Origin of the sequence: Mucilaginibacter sp. KACC 22773, from assembly GCF_028736215.1 — a bacterium.
Classification (GTDB): Bacteria; Bacteroidota; Bacteroidia; order Sphingobacteriales; family Sphingobacteriaceae; genus Mucilaginibacter.
Map to the genome: position 1 here is coordinate 926996 of NZ_CP117883.1, position 15745 is coordinate 942740.

The 15745-nt window shown below is 38.8% G+C and carries 17 protein-coding genes; 9 read left to right on the forward strand and 8 right to left on the reverse strand.

Features of this window, described 5'->3' with window-relative positions; translation table 11 throughout:
• The first annotated feature begins 1 nt into the window (after window position 1).
• From PQ469_RS03965 to PQ469_RS04005, 9 genes are all read left to right on the forward strand, one after another.
• Window positions 2-763: an SDR family NAD(P)-dependent oxidoreductase gene (locus PQ469_RS03965; RefSeq protein ID WP_274211816.1), complete on the forward strand. Its 762-nt coding sequence runs from the start codon at window positions 2-4 to the stop codon at window positions 761-763.
• Window positions 741-1820 carry an AroB-related putative sugar phosphate phospholyase (cyclizing) gene (locus PQ469_RS03970; protein ID WP_274211817.1) on the forward strand — a complete coding sequence of 360 codons (1080 nt, stop codon included), beginning with the start codon at window positions 741-743 and terminating at the stop codon, window positions 1818-1820. The genes PQ469_RS03965 and PQ469_RS03970 overlap by 23 nt, the downstream gene beginning before the upstream one ends.
• 8 nt (window positions 1821-1828) lie before the next feature.
• Complete coding sequence (locus PQ469_RS03975) at window positions 1829-2281, forward strand: NanQ anomerase/TabA/YiaL family protein (RefSeq protein ID WP_274211818.1); 453 nt, start codon at window positions 1829-1831, stop codon at window positions 2279-2281.
• A 76-nt stretch (window positions 2282-2357) separates the two neighbouring features.
• On the forward strand, window positions 2358-3032 hold the full coding sequence (locus PQ469_RS03980; RefSeq protein WP_274211819.1) for a cyclase family protein: 675 nt from the start codon (window positions 2358-2360) through the stop codon (window positions 3030-3032).
• 34 nt (window positions 3033-3066) lie between these two features.
• Window positions 3067-3912, forward strand: a complete 846-nt coding sequence (locus tag PQ469_RS03985; RefSeq protein ID WP_274211820.1) for a 6-hydroxymethylpterin diphosphokinase MptE-like protein — start codon at window positions 3067-3069, stop codon at window positions 3910-3912.
• 185 nt (window positions 3913-4097) lie between these two features.
• Window positions 4098-4844 carry a WecB/TagA/CpsF family glycosyltransferase gene (locus PQ469_RS03990; RefSeq protein WP_274211821.1) on the forward strand — a complete coding sequence of 249 codons (747 nt, stop codon included), beginning with the start codon at window positions 4098-4100 and terminating at the stop codon, window positions 4842-4844.
• A gap of 89 nt (window positions 4845-4933) precedes the next feature.
• Window positions 4934-6049 carry a GDP-mannose 4,6-dehydratase gene (gmd, locus tag PQ469_RS03995; protein WP_274211822.1) on the forward strand — a complete coding sequence of 372 codons (1116 nt, stop codon included), beginning with the start codon at window positions 4934-4936 and terminating at the stop codon, window positions 6047-6049.
• A gap of 1 nt (window position 6050) precedes the next feature.
• Window positions 6051-6995, forward strand: coding sequence for a GDP-L-fucose synthase family protein (locus PQ469_RS04000; protein ID WP_274211823.1), 945 nt, complete (start codon window positions 6051-6053; stop codon window positions 6993-6995).
• Between the two features lie 376 nt (window positions 6996-7371).
• The gene (locus tag PQ469_RS04005; RefSeq protein WP_274211824.1) at window positions 7372-7578 is read left to right on the forward strand and encodes a hypothetical protein; all 207 of its coding nucleotides are present in this window, start codon (window positions 7372-7374) and stop codon (window positions 7576-7578) included.
• A gap of 313 nt (window positions 7579-7891) precedes the next feature.
• Here PQ469_RS04005 and PQ469_RS04010 read toward each other — a convergent pair whose 3' ends face one another.
• The 8 genes from PQ469_RS04010 to PQ469_RS04045 all read right to left on the reverse strand — a co-directional run bounded on the left by PQ469_RS04010 (window position 7892) and on the right by PQ469_RS04045 (window position 15698).
• Complete coding sequence (locus PQ469_RS04010; RefSeq protein ID WP_274211825.1) at window positions 7892-9259, reverse strand: endo-1,4-beta-xylanase; 1368 nt, start codon at window positions 9257-9259, stop codon at window positions 7892-7894.
• Window positions 9260-10447: 1188 nt separating this feature from the next.
• On the reverse strand, window positions 10448-11227 hold the full coding sequence (locus PQ469_RS04015) for a DUF5995 family protein (protein WP_274211826.1): 780 nt from the start codon (window positions 11225-11227) through the stop codon (window positions 10448-10450).
• A 125-nt stretch (window positions 11228-11352) separates the two neighbouring features.
• Entirely contained in the window at window positions 11353-12348 is a 996-nt protein-coding gene (locus PQ469_RS04020; RefSeq protein WP_274211827.1) for an MBL fold metallo-hydrolase, read from the reverse strand.
• Between the two features lie 78 nt (window positions 12349-12426).
• Entirely contained in the window at window positions 12427-12621 is a 195-nt protein-coding gene (locus tag PQ469_RS04025; RefSeq protein ID WP_274211828.1) for an alpha/beta hydrolase family protein, read from the reverse strand.
• A 6-nt stretch (window positions 12622-12627) separates the two neighbouring features.
• Window positions 12628-13257: an alpha/beta hydrolase family protein gene (locus PQ469_RS04030; RefSeq protein WP_274211829.1), complete on the reverse strand. Its 630-nt coding sequence runs from the start codon at window positions 13255-13257 to the stop codon at window positions 12628-12630.
• 5 nt (window positions 13258-13262) lie between these two features.
• Window positions 13263-13712: an RDD family protein gene (locus tag PQ469_RS04035; RefSeq protein ID WP_274211830.1), complete on the reverse strand. Its 450-nt coding sequence runs from the start codon at window positions 13710-13712 to the stop codon at window positions 13263-13265.
• 9 nt (window positions 13713-13721) lie between these two features.
• Window positions 13722-15248 (reverse strand): carbon-nitrogen hydrolase family protein, encoded by a 1527-nt coding sequence (locus PQ469_RS04040; protein WP_090643108.1) that lies wholly within the window; start codon window positions 15246-15248, stop codon window positions 13722-13724.
• A 75-nt stretch (window positions 15249-15323) separates the two neighbouring features.
• On the reverse strand, window positions 15324-15698 hold the full coding sequence (locus tag PQ469_RS04045) for a DoxX family protein (RefSeq protein ID WP_274211831.1): 375 nt from the start codon (window positions 15696-15698) through the stop codon (window positions 15324-15326).
• Window positions 15699-15745 lie beyond the last annotated feature (47 nt).

Here is a 15745-nt window from a genome sequence, read left to right on the forward strand (position 1 = left end):
TATGGATAGCATATCTAACATAAGGATTGATTTTACCGGTAAAATAGCACTCATAACTGGCGGCACCAGAGGTATTGGGAGGGCTATTGCCGCACGTTTTCTAGAGGCCGGCTCTTCTGTAATTTTAACGGGAACCAATTTATCTGAGATTGAGCAGCTAAACAAGGAAAATGCTATTGAACGGATCAGTTATTTACAACTCGATTTTACAGATAAGGAATCGGTTGAACGATTTTTACTGAAGCTGAGTAAATTTGATAGGGTAGATGTGCTAATAAATAATGCAGGAATTAACAAAGTTGCGCTTAATATAGATACTACGGATGCTGATTTTGATTTGCTCCATAACGTTAATGTAAAGGGACCATATATACTTTGCAGAGAAGTTAGTAAGCTTATGAAAAGAAATGGTTACGGCCGAATTGTTAATATTACATCTATTTGGAGTACTATCACCAGGCCCGGACGTTCTGTTTACGCTACGAATAAAAATGCAATTGTTGGGCTTACTAAAACGCTGGCGGTAGAGTTGGGGAAAGATAATATATTGGTAAATGCAGTGGCGCCTGGTTTTACGCTCACTGAGCTTACGGCAGCTACAAACTCTGCCGAAGATTTGCAAAAATTAACAGAGATTATTCCAATGAACAGAATGGCTCAGCCGGTTGAGATTGCCAATGTTATACTTTTTTTAAGCAGCGATTTAAATAGTTATTTAACTGGTCAAAATATAATTGTTGATGGAGGATATACTAATGTATAATTTTAAAATTAAATCGATTGTTCACGATTACGGTGTGCAGTTTATTGATGATACGCGAACTGTACTATTTCAGGAGCTTAAAGAAGGTGACGTAATTATCATCGATAATAAAATAAAAGAACTATATAAAGAGCTGCTTCAGCCCGTACTTGATTTGTATTGGCATATTGGTATTGATGCTTCCGAAAACGTGAAGAGTTATCAGGGGGTAATGTCTATTATTGAGAGCCTGATAGATAATGGTTTCAGGAAAAATCACAGACTGGTAGCCATAGGAGGGGGTATAACTCAAGATGCTACTGCTTTTATAGCGTCAATCATGTACCGTGGTGTTGACTGGTATTTTTTCCCCACTTCACTACTTGCCCAGGGCGATAGTTGTATCGGAAGTAAAACATCTATTAATTTTAATAAATACAAAAATCAGCTGGGGGGCTTTTATCCGCCTAACCAAATATTCATTAACCTTGAATTTTTGGACACCCTTTCTATGTGGGACCTGAAGTCGGGAATGGGCGAAATGTGCCATTATTTTATAGTATCGGGGGAAGAGGACTTTATGCGGTTCAAAAATGAATATGCGCAAGCCCTTGTTGATAAAAAAGTTTTAGCCGGTATCATCAACAGAAGTCTCGAAATAAAGAAGAGCTATATTGAGAGGGATGAGTTTGATAAAAACGAACGTCTTGTATTTAATTACGGACATTCGTTTGGGCACGCTATAGAATCACTTACTAATTATCGGATACCCCATGGCATTGCTGTAAGTTATGGCATGGATATGGCCAATTTTGTTTCGGTAAAGTTAGGATACATTGATCCTGCGGTTCGTCAAAACATCAGGGAGTTGTTACATCAGATATGGGAAGGAACGTCTATTACTGATATCTCGCTTGATAAATTTACATCGGCGCTAAGCAAAGACAAAAAGAATGTAGGTAAAACACTGGGTCTGATCCTTAATAAAGGGTATGGCAAAATATTCAGGGATATGAGGCCGATGGATGAGCAGTTTATTGGATGGATGAACGAATATTTTACAAACGAATTAAACTAAGAGATACAATGATAGTTGACAAATTAAAGAATATAGACACTTACAAAGGCATTTCTGACGATATATATGCCGGTTTGCAATACTTACAAAACGCCGTTGCTGATATCGAAGTTGGTGTTTACAAGATTAACGAGAATGTGAAGGCTATTGTTAGCGAGTATAATACTGTCGAGAATTTTGAAAGAGGGTATGAGGCTCATAAACATGTTATTGATATCCAATATCCTATAAGGGGCCTTGAAAGAGTTAAATGGTCGCCAATTGAAGGAATGACTGTAAATATCCCATATAGTGAAGAGCATGATCGCACATTTTACAAAGATCCTTCAAGTCAGGGTACACATGTTGATATTGGAAACGGAATATTTGCTATCATGTTTCCGGAAGATGGGCACGGCCCGCAGCATTACGTTAACCAACCTGAATTTATTAAGAAAATAACAATAAAGGTGGCTATTTAATGCGTTATTGGCTCGTCGAGCTTGCTAAATTTACCAATATTATTTGATGCTCTCAATTTAAATTAGATTATTGCCTATGATTATTCGTCTTTCTCATATTATTTCACAAAATACGCCATCTTATGGAAATAAGGATCGGGTATTTATAAGAGACAATTCTTCTATTTTAAAAGGCGAAACAGCAAACACAACTTGTTGGGTGTTTTCAAACAATCACATAGGCACCCATATTGATTCATCTTTTCATTTTTGTCAGGATGGAAAAAAGACCTTTGAAATACCATTAGAAGAGTATTTTTACAAAAAGGTTGCTACGGTAGATATACCTTGCAGTGAAGCAAAATTGATAGACGTTGGTGATTTTGACAAATTGTCGTCAATTGACGACAATGTTGAGCTTTTGCTTATACGAACCGGATTTGAAAATTACCGGAATGATGATAAGTACTGGAATAATAATCCAGGGTTGGCTCCTGAGTTGGCAGATTACTTCAGGACCGAATACCCTAGATTAAGATGTGTGGGCTTTGATTTTATATCTCTTACCTCATGGAAATTCCGGCCGCAAGGAAGAGAAAGTCACCGGCAGTTCCTTTGCCCCGGCGGCGATAAAAAAAGTATTCTTGTAATAGAAGATATGGCATTAAACGAAGCTTATCATGAATTTGAATGGGTAGTTGTGGCTCCTTTATTTGTTGAAGATGGAAATGGTGGTGCCGTAACAGTTTTGGCAAAAAAGCGTGAGCTTTAACACTGAAAAAAAAATTACAGCTTGATAAAACATTATGGCATTAGGAAATATTAAACGCTTATTAACCCTAAAAAGGAGCGACGTTACATTATCAAGGATAGGTAAAGCTGTTTGGAGAAGAATAGTCGATATACCCCAAAAAGTTATTTGGTCTGCTCCTTTCCCTTTTACAAAAGAGAACAGGAAAGGCATTGAGCAGTTTAAAAACATGCATGCTGGCAAACGATGTTTTTTAATTGCCAATGGGCCAAGTTTAAAGCATGTTGATTTTTCGTTGTTGAAAAACGAATACACCATTGGGCTAAATCGGATATATTTAATGGAAAAAGATACGGGTTTTTTGCCTACATACTTAGGATGTATTGACATAGAAGCTCAATTATCCCAATTTATTGATGATTATGATAATTTAGAGTTACCATGTTTTTTTAACTGGGACTATAGACACAAATTTTCAAAAAGAAAAAATCAATACTTTTTAAAAGATAAGTTAACACCTGAATTTTCTACAAATATTGCGAAGCAAGGATATGGTACTGGTCAATCAGTTACTTATATGGCAATGCAGCTTGCTTTTTATATGGGATTTAGTGAGGTGTACATTATAGGAAAAGATCACTCATACAACACCAACGCAAAATCGGGAACAACTATCAAAAGTACAGGTAAAGAAGACAATCATTTTATAAAGGGCTATTATAAACCCGGAATGACATGGTTTGCACCCGATTTACAAAGTGAAGAATTCGCCTATAAGTTAGCCCGCAAAGCTTTTGAGCTGGATGGGAGAGTGATCAAGGATGCAACAATTGGGGGGAACTTGCAAATATTTGAAAAGGTAGACTTTTATTCATTGTTTCCAACAAAAAATGAGGCATAGAAAATCACCGTCAATTAGTGGGTAATATTTGATTTATTATATTAGTAATTGCAAAAAAGATAATTTATCGTAAATTACAGTGTTTTAATTTTAATATTTGCCTTGTTTGAAACTAATATTGTTAATGTTTTATTAATTAAAGCAGCTGTATTAAATAAGATACTAGCTACATCAATAAATACAATATGAAAAATATATTCAAAACTATAAGTTGCCTTGGCTATACCGTCTACGCAGACTCATTAGATAAGATTTCTATAAAACGGAAAGCCTTAATTTCAACCATTAATCAATATTCATATTGTATAGCTAAAGAGGATGTTGATTTTAAAGAGTCGCTTAAAAGATCTGAAATATTATTGCCCGATGGTATTGCTATTGTTTGGGCTACAAGATTGCTAACAGGAAAAAGAATAGAGAAAATTGCAGGAGCTGATGTTCATAGTTACTTGTTAAACGAAACGAATTTAAGTAGCGGCTCGTGTTTTTATCTGGGCTCAACAGATGAAACCCTAAGCGAAATTGTCAACCGAGTAAATGCCGAATATCCCAATATTAAAATTGGGTCATATTCGCCTCCATATAAACCGGAGTTTAGCGATAACGACAACAAAGAAATACTTAAAGCTATAAACGATTTTAAGCCTGATGTATTATTTGTTGGGATGACAGCCCCGAAACAGGAAAAATGGGCTTACGCTTTAAAAGATCAAATTGATGCCAATATAATTTGTTCGATAGGTGCGGTATTTGATTTTTATGCCGGTACGGTAAAGCGGCCAAGTAAGTTTGCAATTAATCTGGGAATGGAATGGCTGCTGAGATTATTAAGGGAGCCGCGACGCCTATGGAGACGATACTTATATTATGGGCCCATTTTTTTGTACGAAATATTTTTAATCAAATTTAAAAGAAGGGCTATTCCTTCATAATTGGGCTTTTTTACTTATTTAATTTTAAGTAATAAGTTACTTAATTGAGATAAAGGCTCAGCTTGTAGTACTTAATAAAAGAAAATATAATGAAGAAAATTGCTTTAATCACAGGTATAACCGGTCAGGACGGCGCCTATCTAACCGAACTTCTATTGTCAAAAGGATACGTAGTACATGGTATAAAACGCCGCAGCTCGCTATTTAATACTGATAGGATTGATCATTTATATCAGGATCCGCATGATGATGAAAAAAATATGATCCTGCATTATGGCGATCTTAGCGACAGCACTAACCTTATCCGTATCATTCAGCAAGTTCAACCCGACGAAATTTATAATCTTGGAGCTATGTCGCATGTTAAAGTTAGCTTTGATACTCCTGAATATACAGCTAATGCAGATGGTATTGGTACATTAAGGCTACTTGAAGCAATCCGGATATTAGGACTTGAAAAGAAAACTAAGATATATCAAGCTTCAACATCTGAACTTTATGGCTTGGTACAAGCCGTTCCTCAATCAGAAACCACGCCATTTTATCCACGTTCTCCATATGCCGTAGCAAAAATGTATGCATATTGGATAACTGTAAATTATAGGGAAGCTTATGGTATTTACGCTTGCAACGGTATTCTATTTAACCATGAAAGTCCTTTACGTGGTGAAACATTTGTAACCCGCAAAATTACACGCGCAACTGCAAAAATTGCTATGGGTTTGCAGGACAAATTATTTTTAGGTAACCTTGATGCGCAAAGAGATTGGGGGCACGCTAAGGATTATGTTGAGGCTATGTATCTTATATTACAGCAGGAAGTTGCCGAAGATTATGTTATTGCCACAGGTGTAACTACGAGGGTTAGGGAATTTGTAAGACTTGCTTTTGCTGAAGTTGGTATCGAGATTAGATTTAAAGGCGAAGGTGTTGACGAGATTGGATATGTAGTTAGCTGCAATAATCCTGATTTTCAGGTAGAAATAGGTAAGGAAGTAGTAGCGGTAGATAAAGCATATTTCCGCCCTACAGAAGTTGATTTGCTTATAGGTGACCCAACAAAATCTAAAACAAAATTAGGCTGGGCTCCTAAATACGATCTTCAGGGATTGGTTAAGGAGATGGTTGCGGCTGATGTGGATTTGTTCAGAAGAGAAAAATTATTGAAGGAATCGGGCTACAGCATTAAAAACCAGTTCGAATAATATGGATAAGTCAAGCAAGATATATATTCCCGGCCACAGAGGTATGGTTGGCTCGGCCATTCAGCGTAAACTGGAAAAGGAGGGCTTTACTAATTTTGTTACGCGTAGCTCATCTGCACTCGACCTAAGAGACCAAAAAGCAGTAGCTGATTTTTTTGATATAGAAAAGCCCGAATACGTTTTTTTGGCCGCAGCAAAAGTAGGCGGTATTGTGGCTAATAATGTTTATCGTGCAGAATTTTTGTATGATAATCTGCAAATACAAAATAATATCATTCATCAATCATATTTGAATAACGTAAAAAAGTTGATGTTTCTTGGCTCAAGCTGTATTTATCCTAAACTTGCTCCACAGCCTTTAAAGGAGGACTATTTACTAACAGGGTTATTAGAAGAAACAAATGAGCCTTATGCCATTGCTAAAATTGCAGGCATAAAAATGTGTGATGCGTATAGGGCTCAATATGGTTGTAACTTTATATCAGTTATGCCTACAAATTTGTATGGGTATAATGATAATTACCATCCCCAAAACTCACATGTTTTGCCCGCACTAATACGCAGGTTTCATGAAGCCAAAGAGCAGGAAGCGCCAAGTGTAACTATTTGGGGAACGGGTTCACCGAAACGGGAATTTTTGTTTGCTGATGACCTTGCCGAAGCATGTTATTATTTGATGGAAAACTATAACGCCCCCGGCATTGTTAATATCGGCACAGGTGAGGATATATCCATAAAAGATTTGGCATTGCTTGTTAAAAAAATCATAAGATATGAGGGCGAAATTACTTTCGATGTTTCTAAACCAGACGGTACACCAAGAAAATTAATGGATGTAACCAAATTGAATGAGGCGGGGTGGAAGTATCATACCAATCTGGAAGATGGAATTAAATTTGCTTATCAGGATTTTTTAAGTAAAGAGGGTGAATTTGCCCAACGTTAAACTCTATGTTTTTTTTCTAATTTAATATTACATTTTGAAAGATGTGTTTTACAAAATAGAAAGGGGCCAAAAAAGGGAGGCACAGAAAATTCTTTAAGGATTACAAAAAAGCGAGCAGAAAACTTATGTTTCCCACTCGCTTTTTTGACTTTATAGAAGATTTTAAAATCTTCTATAAAAATGTTAGAACTACAACAAACCTTCAATTCAATTCCTTTTCTGGTTTTTATTACCTATTATCCCTAAAGATAACCCGATTCGTAAGATCGACGAGTTGGTGGACTTCAGCTTTATTTAGCAGTAGGTTTGGGACAAGCCTAGTTCAAATAATGGGGCGTATGGCAGAAGGTACTGTCCGGATGTTCAAATACCTGTTATGAAAATGATCTATACCGTTTCGGATGTAGATGTGCTTGAACGCCTCCTGTCTTTTAAGTATTTCCTTGATACGTCGTCCTGGGAAGCGATTATCAACCCCCGTTCGCTAACCATCACCCAGAGCCTTGGAAAAGAAGAGGATAAGTTTGATAACAACAAGGCTGCTGACAGGTTCGCGTGCTTGACCGGGCATATGACCAATTGAAAGGCGCGTACCGGTAAGAAGGACGTTGGAAAAACCAGAAAACACCTATTATTTTGATGTTGAAAAATGTAAGAAGCGCCCTTTAAGGGATAATTGCTATAAGCCTGAGGCAAAGAGTGGAACCTATTCGTATCTATAAAATATTGAAAATCAGATTATTGAAAAAAATAAAACCATGGATAACTAGTTTAATCTATAGCATTAAAACCTCAATAATAAAAAAGAGGCTGATCATGATTTATGATACAGCCTCTTTTGGAAAGGCAGCTCTTTCTCCCAAAATTTAAAAATCAGAAATGGTGGCTGTTTTCTCTTATTGCGCTGCATTAACCATTGCCGCAACCGCCGGCTTTGGTTTCATGTTTTGATCAAATATGTTGGGGTACATATTGCCAAGCGACGAGCCAGTTAATTTGTTTTTATATTGTGTATTTGCAGAACTTCCCGGATCCCATTCCCCCCATAAAATTATTGCATCGCACTTTTTTGCTTTAACACAGGCTGAAATTACTCCAGCAAATAGATTTCCCTGTTTATCAAAATCGGCTTTGGATGGTGTAGCCATTGGTGTTGGTCTGTAGAGAGGAGGGTCAATAGGCGATGTGCTTGACATAATGACATCCAACTCCGTTATTTCACTGGTAAGGCCAATAGAGGCAAACCTATCCATGTTTTCAGTTAATTCGCTAAACGGATGATTATAACCCAGGTATAAGTGCGTTTGGAAGCCAACGCCGTCAATGGGTACGCCTTTCGCCTTTAATTGCTTTACGATGCTAAACCATCGGTCCATTTTATAGCCTTTGTATTCCACATTAAATTCAGTCCAATAAAGTTTTGCAGTAGGATCTGCCTCGTGTGCCCATTCAAATGCTAATTGAATGTAATCTGTAGGGTCATTTGAGCCTGGCTTATGAATAACATTCCAAATTGGGATATTACTTCGAAGACCGTTGGGTAATGAATATTTGGGATTTAAATCGGGACTGTCGCTCATTGATTCGTTAACAATGCCCCATGAAATAACAGCTCCCGGATATTTAGCTTTATAGTGACGCATTATCGCCTGGATGTGATTTTTTAAGATGTTTTTAAGCTCGTCAGGAGAGAAATTTCCATTTTTAACCCAATCTGGTACATGCCACCATACTGGGCTTTGCATTTGTATTTTGGCACCATGGGCAATGGCAAAATCAGCAACCTCATCAGGTCCTCTATAATCATATTGCCCATTTTTAAATTCAACATGGTGAAACCATGCAGGCACCGTATAAAGATTGAAATATTGGTTAACCTGTGTCAAAAAGTTTGATGGGCGAGGTGCTGCCACTTTCACATCCTCGTTCCCCAAAAAATCACCAAAATAGATACCTTTTTTAAGCAGGAGCCTTTTTAATGCACCAGGATCTGAATTGTCCTGAACCTCCTCTTTTTTTGAAAGGCTTGCAATAGCGTTACCATTATGCTTATGTTCAGCGGGTGCCCGCTTTTCCGGGATGTTAACAACCTGCTTATCGTCTTTTGAATTGGCATCGTTGTCTGTTGGTCTTACGTCTGAGGGGCCTACTGTGTTATATTGTTGAACTTCCCGCTCTTTTAAATAGAAATTTATAAAAAGGCATAATAAAAGAAAGGTAAGTAACGATATAAAAATGTGTGAGCGATATTTATTTATTTGCATGCTATAAATTAATTATTTGTTAATTATATTTCTTTTAGTAAATGGGTTTGTTTTGGACACAATAAACGGTTTTTGTATGAATTAATTATGAATGTTTAGTTTAAGCATTTATGTGCCTATTGCTCAACAGAGATGTTTAAGTTGGTGAAACCTAAGTAATTTTTAGCATTTACCGTTGCTCTGTTTTGTTATAATTAGAAATCTAAGCTTGTGTCCATTGTCAAAAGTATTATTTATTGACAATCCTGAGTTTTATTTAACTCTTTAAAGCTTTAAATAATTACCGGTGTTAATTATCGGGGCTATTAAATAGATATTGTATAAATTTAAATGTGATCTATCAATTATATCAAAATATTATTGATCCTAAGGGGGTTGCATGTTTATAAATCAAATATGTGACCATTTTGCCAACTACGTTTAAGGTGTGTTTCGTTATAAAATCAAGCATTTTTAATGATGATCCTGGTGCCTTTTGAGGCATTTAACCAACTACGATTTGGATGAGAGTTTTAAACAGGATTTCCCAAACCAAAGAAAGGGAACTTGTAAGCAAAACAAAATGCCGTACATATAAGGGCGATATACTTCATAATCCTCAATATTTTATATTTCATTAACAAATAATGACAAGCAATGGCAATTTTTGTAAAATTAGCATCGTCATCGGTATATTAACAGTGTTTTTACCTTTTTATTTTAAGCATGTAGTAAATGATTTAACTGCTCATCACTGTAATATTCATATGTCACATATATTTGCCATTGATTGGCGTTATTCCCCGTTTGAGGCATAATCAGCATTAATCATAACGTATCTCGATTTTGATGAGAGTTGGCTTCATATTGACTGGACAGGCTATGGTTTAAAGGGAGTGATGGATGTTATTAAGATGAGAATCCGTTGGGATTTATTATTGAAATTGTATATATAATACCGGTAGTGCTAAAGGATTTGTAAAATTGATGACGATAATAGTCCGTTGTAAACTAATCTTGGCTGACTATCTAATTTAAAGCGAAGGGGTTGAGAATGCGGTTTTTTGTTAATATACACACATTTGGTGCGACTATTTACCAGCCATTGTGAACTGTGCTTTGAAAATCTTTAAATCTGCTTACCCAATTGTAGATAACCAGAAATTTTCAGTATTTTATATCTATACCCGGATAATTGTAATCTTTAAATTAGTTCACCTTCAAATACGTTTTCTTATATTCATTTAGTACCCGGGTTATTCTGGATGGGTTTCGCCATTCAAACAAGTGGATAAGCCATACAGTAAAACTCAATAAACCTACCGGGGCAACAATGCCCAGGCCAAGTTTGTTGATATCGGCATCGCGGCTGCTTATCAGGTTAAGGTAATCCTGGCCTGTTCTTGTGTAAAGGTCTTCAGCAAAGCACCAGGCGCCGTCCCTGGCGTTACCAAGCGCAAATTGAATTAGGATAGAGTTGTTTTGCGCGTGCAAACCGGCTAATGACATTAAGGGCGATACCTGGTTAAGCTCGTTGATAACCTCGTAAGTGAGGGCCGACAGAATAGTGTTGATAGCATTAAAATCCTTATGTACCTGGGCCAATGGCTGGTTAAAGGCCCGGGCGGTTTCAACTACTGCAACGCCCAAATCAAAGTTGATATGCGCGTTCATGCCAATAAGCAGGTGTTGCAGTACCATTTTTCGGGGTTTATTAAATATACTGAAAGCCAATGCCCATGATGCCGACGGTTGCTGCTTTTGTTGCCATTGATAATAGGCCTTAATATAACGGCTTGCAAAAGTAACATCCAGTTGCTCCATTCTTTTGCCATCCTCAAACTCGCCGGCCAATATACCTTCCTTTACTTTGCAGGTTACTTTGTGGTATAAAGCCGCAAAATATCCCGCCCGGCTGCCGGTTTGTATGGCATCGGCAATGATGGTTTCCAATTCGGTTATTATTTGATCGATGGTTGTAGCTTGCATAGGATTGTATCCGTAAGTTTAGGCAGGTAATTAAACTTAAAGATAGCGCAATAAACCGCATGAACAATACGTGGTTCAATTACTTTTTGGCCGATATCAGGATATTTTTTTTCGTGGGCTGTAACCTACATAAATTTCTTCCACCAGGCTGAGTTGTAAGCGCCTTTAACTTCGGTGGGCTTACCGGGTTCAGGTACAAAAAGATCTATCTTTTTATTTTTGGCAAACTGCTCCAAACGTTCAACCGGCTCGTACCAGGCGTGCGGGGCCAGGTTAAAAGTGCCGTAGTGTATAGGCATCATCAATTTGCCTTTAAGGGCAATATGGGCATTAGAAGCATGATCGGGGCCCATATGGATATCCGGCCAGTATTTTCCGTAGGCGCCCACCTCAAGCATAGTTAAATCAAACGGGCCAAAGGCTTTGCCAATCTCGGCAAAACTGGGCGACCAGCCAGAGTCGGCGCCAAAATAAATATTATGTTTTGGGCCTTTTATTACAAAGCTTGCCCAAAGGGTTTCGTTACGGTTTACCACGCCGCGGCCCGAAAAATGCCTTGACGGGGTGGAGGTAATAACAACCTGGTTACCTATCAGCACACTATCGCCCCAGTCCATCTCAAATACAAAATTTTTAAGTATTCCCCATTTTTCAAGATACTGGCCTACACCAACCGAGCAGTAAAAAGGAATTGATGAGCCTGCAAAAAATTTAATAGTATCCTTATCCAGGTGATCGTAATGGTCATGCGATAGCAGCACAGCATCCAGCGGTGGCAAATCTTGTAAAGCAATAGCCGGTTTAAAAAAGCGCTTCGGGCCGAAATGTTTGGAGAAAGATACCCTATCGCCCCAAACCGGATCGGTAAGGATGCGTTTGCCATCAATTTCAATTAATATGCTGGAGTGGCCAACCCAGGTAATGCGCAGGCCACTTTTGGGCGCGTCATTAAAAATAGTAACGTCGGTTTTAAAGGGGCCAATCGGTTTTCTGGGCGAGTTTTCGGCTTTATTGCCTATATATTCGCGTAAAATGGGAATCATTTTTCCAAAACCGGCCTCGTCGGTAGGAATAACGTTGATATATTTTTTTGCTTTTTTGCGGGATCCTTCTAAACTCATCTAAACAATAATAGTACTTATACTGGGTGTGTGACAGCTTTAACACAAAAAAGTTACGATAGATTGTTGCCGTCGGTTTTATTTACTTAAAAATGATATTGCTGTATCACAAAATGTAACCAGCGATGCCGGCAAAACATCGCTTAAATAAGGGTGGGCACCGCCAAAGGTATGATCTCCGCCAGGCAAAATAAAAAATTCAGCGTCGGGATGCGCGCCATATAGTTCTTCGGCGTGGTTTAGCGGAACAGTAGGGTCTGCATCGCCATGCATCAATAGCTAGGGTTGCTTAACTTTTGCTGCCTGCGCCAATATGTCGAGGCGTTTAGGATGCTTATCCAGATCGCCCAGCAAAGTAGATTTTAAGGGCATTTGTTGGCCTGTGCGCTTATTGGGCATGTAAATAATGCCCTGTAGTCGCCATTGTATCTCAATTTCTTCGGGCCAAAGGTTATAAAAGCTTGATATGGAAGCCATAGTAACCAGCTTTTTTATCCGGCTATCCTCGGCTGATTTAATGATACTGATACCGCCACCCATGCTGTGGCCAATAAGGTAAACCCCACGGGCTGCCGCCATGCCCGATCCGCTACAGGCAAAATCAATAATGGTATCCAGATCTTCCAGCTCTATCGAAAATGTATTGTCGCTAAAGGCTATCAGGTCGGTAAAATCAAGCGGGTTATCGGGCGTGGTGCCGTTGTGCGAAAAATTGAACTTCAGGTATTTGAAACCAGCGTTGGCAAAGTAGCCAGCTACTAAATTATGAGTGCCCCAGTCTTTAAAACCTTTAAAGCCATGTGCGAAGATAACTATAGGTGCGTCTTTAAAAGCGTTATTGTAAGTTACGTCTATCAGCATGGGGCGGCCTTTAGCGCCTGGGAGGGTGTAAGTATCTTTACGGATCATGGGGGTTAAAATATCACCTCGGTTACAGTTATATCGCTTGCTTTTACTACCAGGGTATTTGCTAAAAGGTCGCCTATGCGCTGGTGCTTTTCTGTTTTTGAAATGCAGATTATTGCCGGTATTCCGTACATCATGATATCTATCGGGTCGCAAATGCGGCGTTTAAGTGCATCTATAATTGTTATTTTAGCCCCGCCGCTTGTAACAACTTTAAGTTTGCATATATCATGGCCCGGTGTTCCGTTCAAGGCTTCAATGACTACAAAATATAAAAACCAAACCAGGAATATAGGCAGGGCCATCAATCCGGTAACGGTCATATTGCCGGGCCGGGTAGATTCATCGAAAGCATAAATGTATCCAAAGTAAAAAATGCCATAAATGCTGTAGTCAATTAAAGTAGCAAATATGCGTAATTTGATATAGGCCCGGGGAATAACCGTAGTTACTTTCATTATTCAATACTACACTTTTTTCCCGTTAAAAGTAATATTATACAAATCAGTCCTGCGGTCTTTCAAATTTTGTACGCTGCCGTATTCATGCAGCTCGTCCAGCAGTGAAAGGTCAACATCGGCTATTACAATCATTTCGCTGTTTGGTGTAGCTTCTGATTGAATGCCGTTGGTAGGGAAGCCAAAATCCGACGGTGTAAATACCGCCGACTGCGCATAGCTGATGCCCATATTATTTACATTGGGCAGGTTGCCCACGCAGCCCGCGATGGCCACATAACATTCATTCTCAACCGCCCGTGCCTGCGAACAAAACTTAACCCGGTTATAGCCATTTTGGGTATCGGTTAAAAATGGTACAAACAGGATCTGCATATCCTGGCTGGCCAGTATCCGTGATAACTCCGGGAATTCCACATCGTAGCAAATCAGGATGCCTATTTTACCGGCGTCGGTTTCAAATACCCTAACCTCATCGCCGCCGCGGATACCCCATGAGCTGATCTCGGATGGAGTAGGGTGAATCTTATAAACCTCTTCCATACTGCCATTGCGCCTGAAGAGGTACGATACATTGTATAACGAATCTTCAAAAATGGTAGGCATACTGCCGGCTATGATGTTCACATTATATGATACCGCCAGCTTTGAAAATTCTTCGATGATAGGCTGGGTATATTTAGCCAGTTCACGCATGGCTTTGGCGCTGTCCATGTGGTTGTAATCGGCCATTAAAGGAGTGCCAAATAACTCTGGGAACAGTATAAAATCTGCCTGGTAATCGCTTACAGCATCTACAAAGTATTCTGCATGCTTTAATAGTTCGCTGATGTTATTGTACGGGCGCATCTGCCACTGTACCAGGCCAATGCGCACTACAGTTTTTTGGTTGATAGCGCTGCTGATTTCCTCGTAATACACATTGTTCCACTCTATTAACGTAGCAAAGCCCTTGCTGCGGCTGTCTTCGGGCAGGTAATTACGCAGCACTTTACGCACGTGAAAATCATTGGCCAGCTGGAAAGATAGGGTAGGGTCATATATCTCTTTATACTTAACCTTATCAATATATTGGCGGGGGGTAAGATCATTCTGGAATTTTTGATAATTGGGTATCCGGCCACCTGCAATAATACTTTTCAGGTTCAGTTTTTCGCACAAGGCCTTGCGGGCATCATAAAGGCGACGGGCCAGGCGCAAGCCGCGGTAGTTTGGGTGAATAAATACATCTATTCCGTATAAAACATCACCTTTATCTGTGTGGGTTTTAAAGGTACTATCGCCGGTAATTTGTTTGTAGGTATGGTTATCGCCAAATTTTTGATAGTCGACTATAATGGCCAACGCACAACCTACCACCACATCGTTCACGGTTACACAAATTTGCCCTTCGGGGAATATTTTGATGAGCTTTTTAATGGAATTGGCATCCCAATAATCCTCGTCCATATCCATGTATGCCGATTTCATCGACTTTTTTAATTCCTGGTAATCCTGTACTTCCAGGTTACGCATTTCAACACTTTGCAAATCCATATTGTACTTTTAAGATGCTGTATCCTTAAATAAAAAACCCGGTGATTTGTTTTGCCCTTAAATAAGCCTTTGATGTTAATTCTTCCTGTGCCACCATACCCACAGCATCAATACCGGTTGTAAAATTAAGCGAAGCCAGGCAATAAGTGGTGTTACGGTTATGTTACCTAATTTAAAAGGAGCATCAAAAAGCATTTGGATATGAACCGGTAAAAACGCTGCCAGCATCAGTACAACGCCATATACCGCCCAGGGCCTTGTCTGAGACCGTATCAGCATAAGCGCGAATGATATTTCTGCTACCCCGGCAATAATATTCATTAAAACGGGGAAGGGTATATAATGCGGAATGATATGGATGTAAGATGCGGGATTTAGGAAATGATTTATGCCCGCAAATGCATAACCAACCACCAATATGAACAGGCTAACCGTTTTTAATAAACGCATGTTAATATACATAATTTTGCCAGCTATTGTTTTAAGCAGTTTTTATG

Coding starts and splice junctions, on each gene's coding strand:
- PQ469_RS04005 (WP_274211824.1), top strand. CDS start 7,372: ATGAAAATGATCTATACCGTTTCGGATGTAGATGTGCTTGAACGCCTC.
- PQ469_RS04040 (WP_090643108.1), bottom strand. CDS start 15,248: ATGGATTTGCAAAGTGTTGAAATGCGTAACCTGGAAGTACAGGATTAC.
- PQ469_RS04020 (WP_274211827.1), bottom strand. CDS start 12,348: ATGAGTTTAGAAGGATCCCGCAAAAAAGCAAAAAAATATATCAACGTT.
- PQ469_RS04025 (WP_274211828.1), bottom strand. CDS start 12,621: ATGCATGGCGATGCAGACCCTACTGTTCCGCTAAACCACGCCGAAGAA.
- PQ469_RS04010 (WP_274211825.1), bottom strand. CDS start 9,259: ATGCAAATAAATAAATATCGCTCACACATTTTTATATCGTTACTTACC.
- PQ469_RS04015 (WP_274211826.1), bottom strand. CDS start 11,227: ATGCAAGCTACAACCATCGATCAAATAATAACCGAATTGGAAACCATC.
- PQ469_RS03990 (WP_274211821.1), top strand. CDS start 4,098: ATGAAAAATATATTCAAAACTATAAGTTGCCTTGGCTATACCGTCTAC.
- gmd (WP_274211822.1), top strand. CDS start 4,934: ATGAAGAAAATTGCTTTAATCACAGGTATAACCGGTCAGGACGGCGCC.
- PQ469_RS03985 (WP_274211820.1), top strand. CDS start 3,067: ATGGCATTAGGAAATATTAAACGCTTATTAACCCTAAAAAGGAGCGAC.
- PQ469_RS03970 (WP_274211817.1), top strand. CDS start 741: ATGGAGGATATACTAATGTATAATTTTAAAATTAAATCGATTGTTCAC.
- PQ469_RS04030 (WP_274211829.1), bottom strand. CDS start 13,257: ATGATCCGTAAAGATACTTACACCCTCCCAGGCGCTAAAGGCCGCCCC.
- PQ469_RS03980 (WP_274211819.1), top strand. CDS start 2,358: ATGATTATTCGTCTTTCTCATATTATTTCACAAAATACGCCATCTTAT.
- PQ469_RS04000 (WP_274211823.1), top strand. CDS start 6,051: ATGGATAAGTCAAGCAAGATATATATTCCCGGCCACAGAGGTATGGTT.
- PQ469_RS03975 (WP_274211818.1), top strand. CDS start 1,829: ATGATAGTTGACAAATTAAAGAATATAGACACTTACAAAGGCATTTCT.
- PQ469_RS03965 (WP_274211816.1), top strand. CDS start 2: ATGGATAGCATATCTAACATAAGGATTGATTTTACCGGTAAAATAGCA.
- PQ469_RS04035 (WP_274211830.1), bottom strand. CDS start 13,712: ATGAAAGTAACTACGGTTATTCCCCGGGCCTATATCAAATTACGCATA.
- PQ469_RS04045 (WP_274211831.1), bottom strand. CDS start 15,698: ATGCGTTTATTAAAAACGGTTAGCCTGTTCATATTGGTGGTTGGTTAT.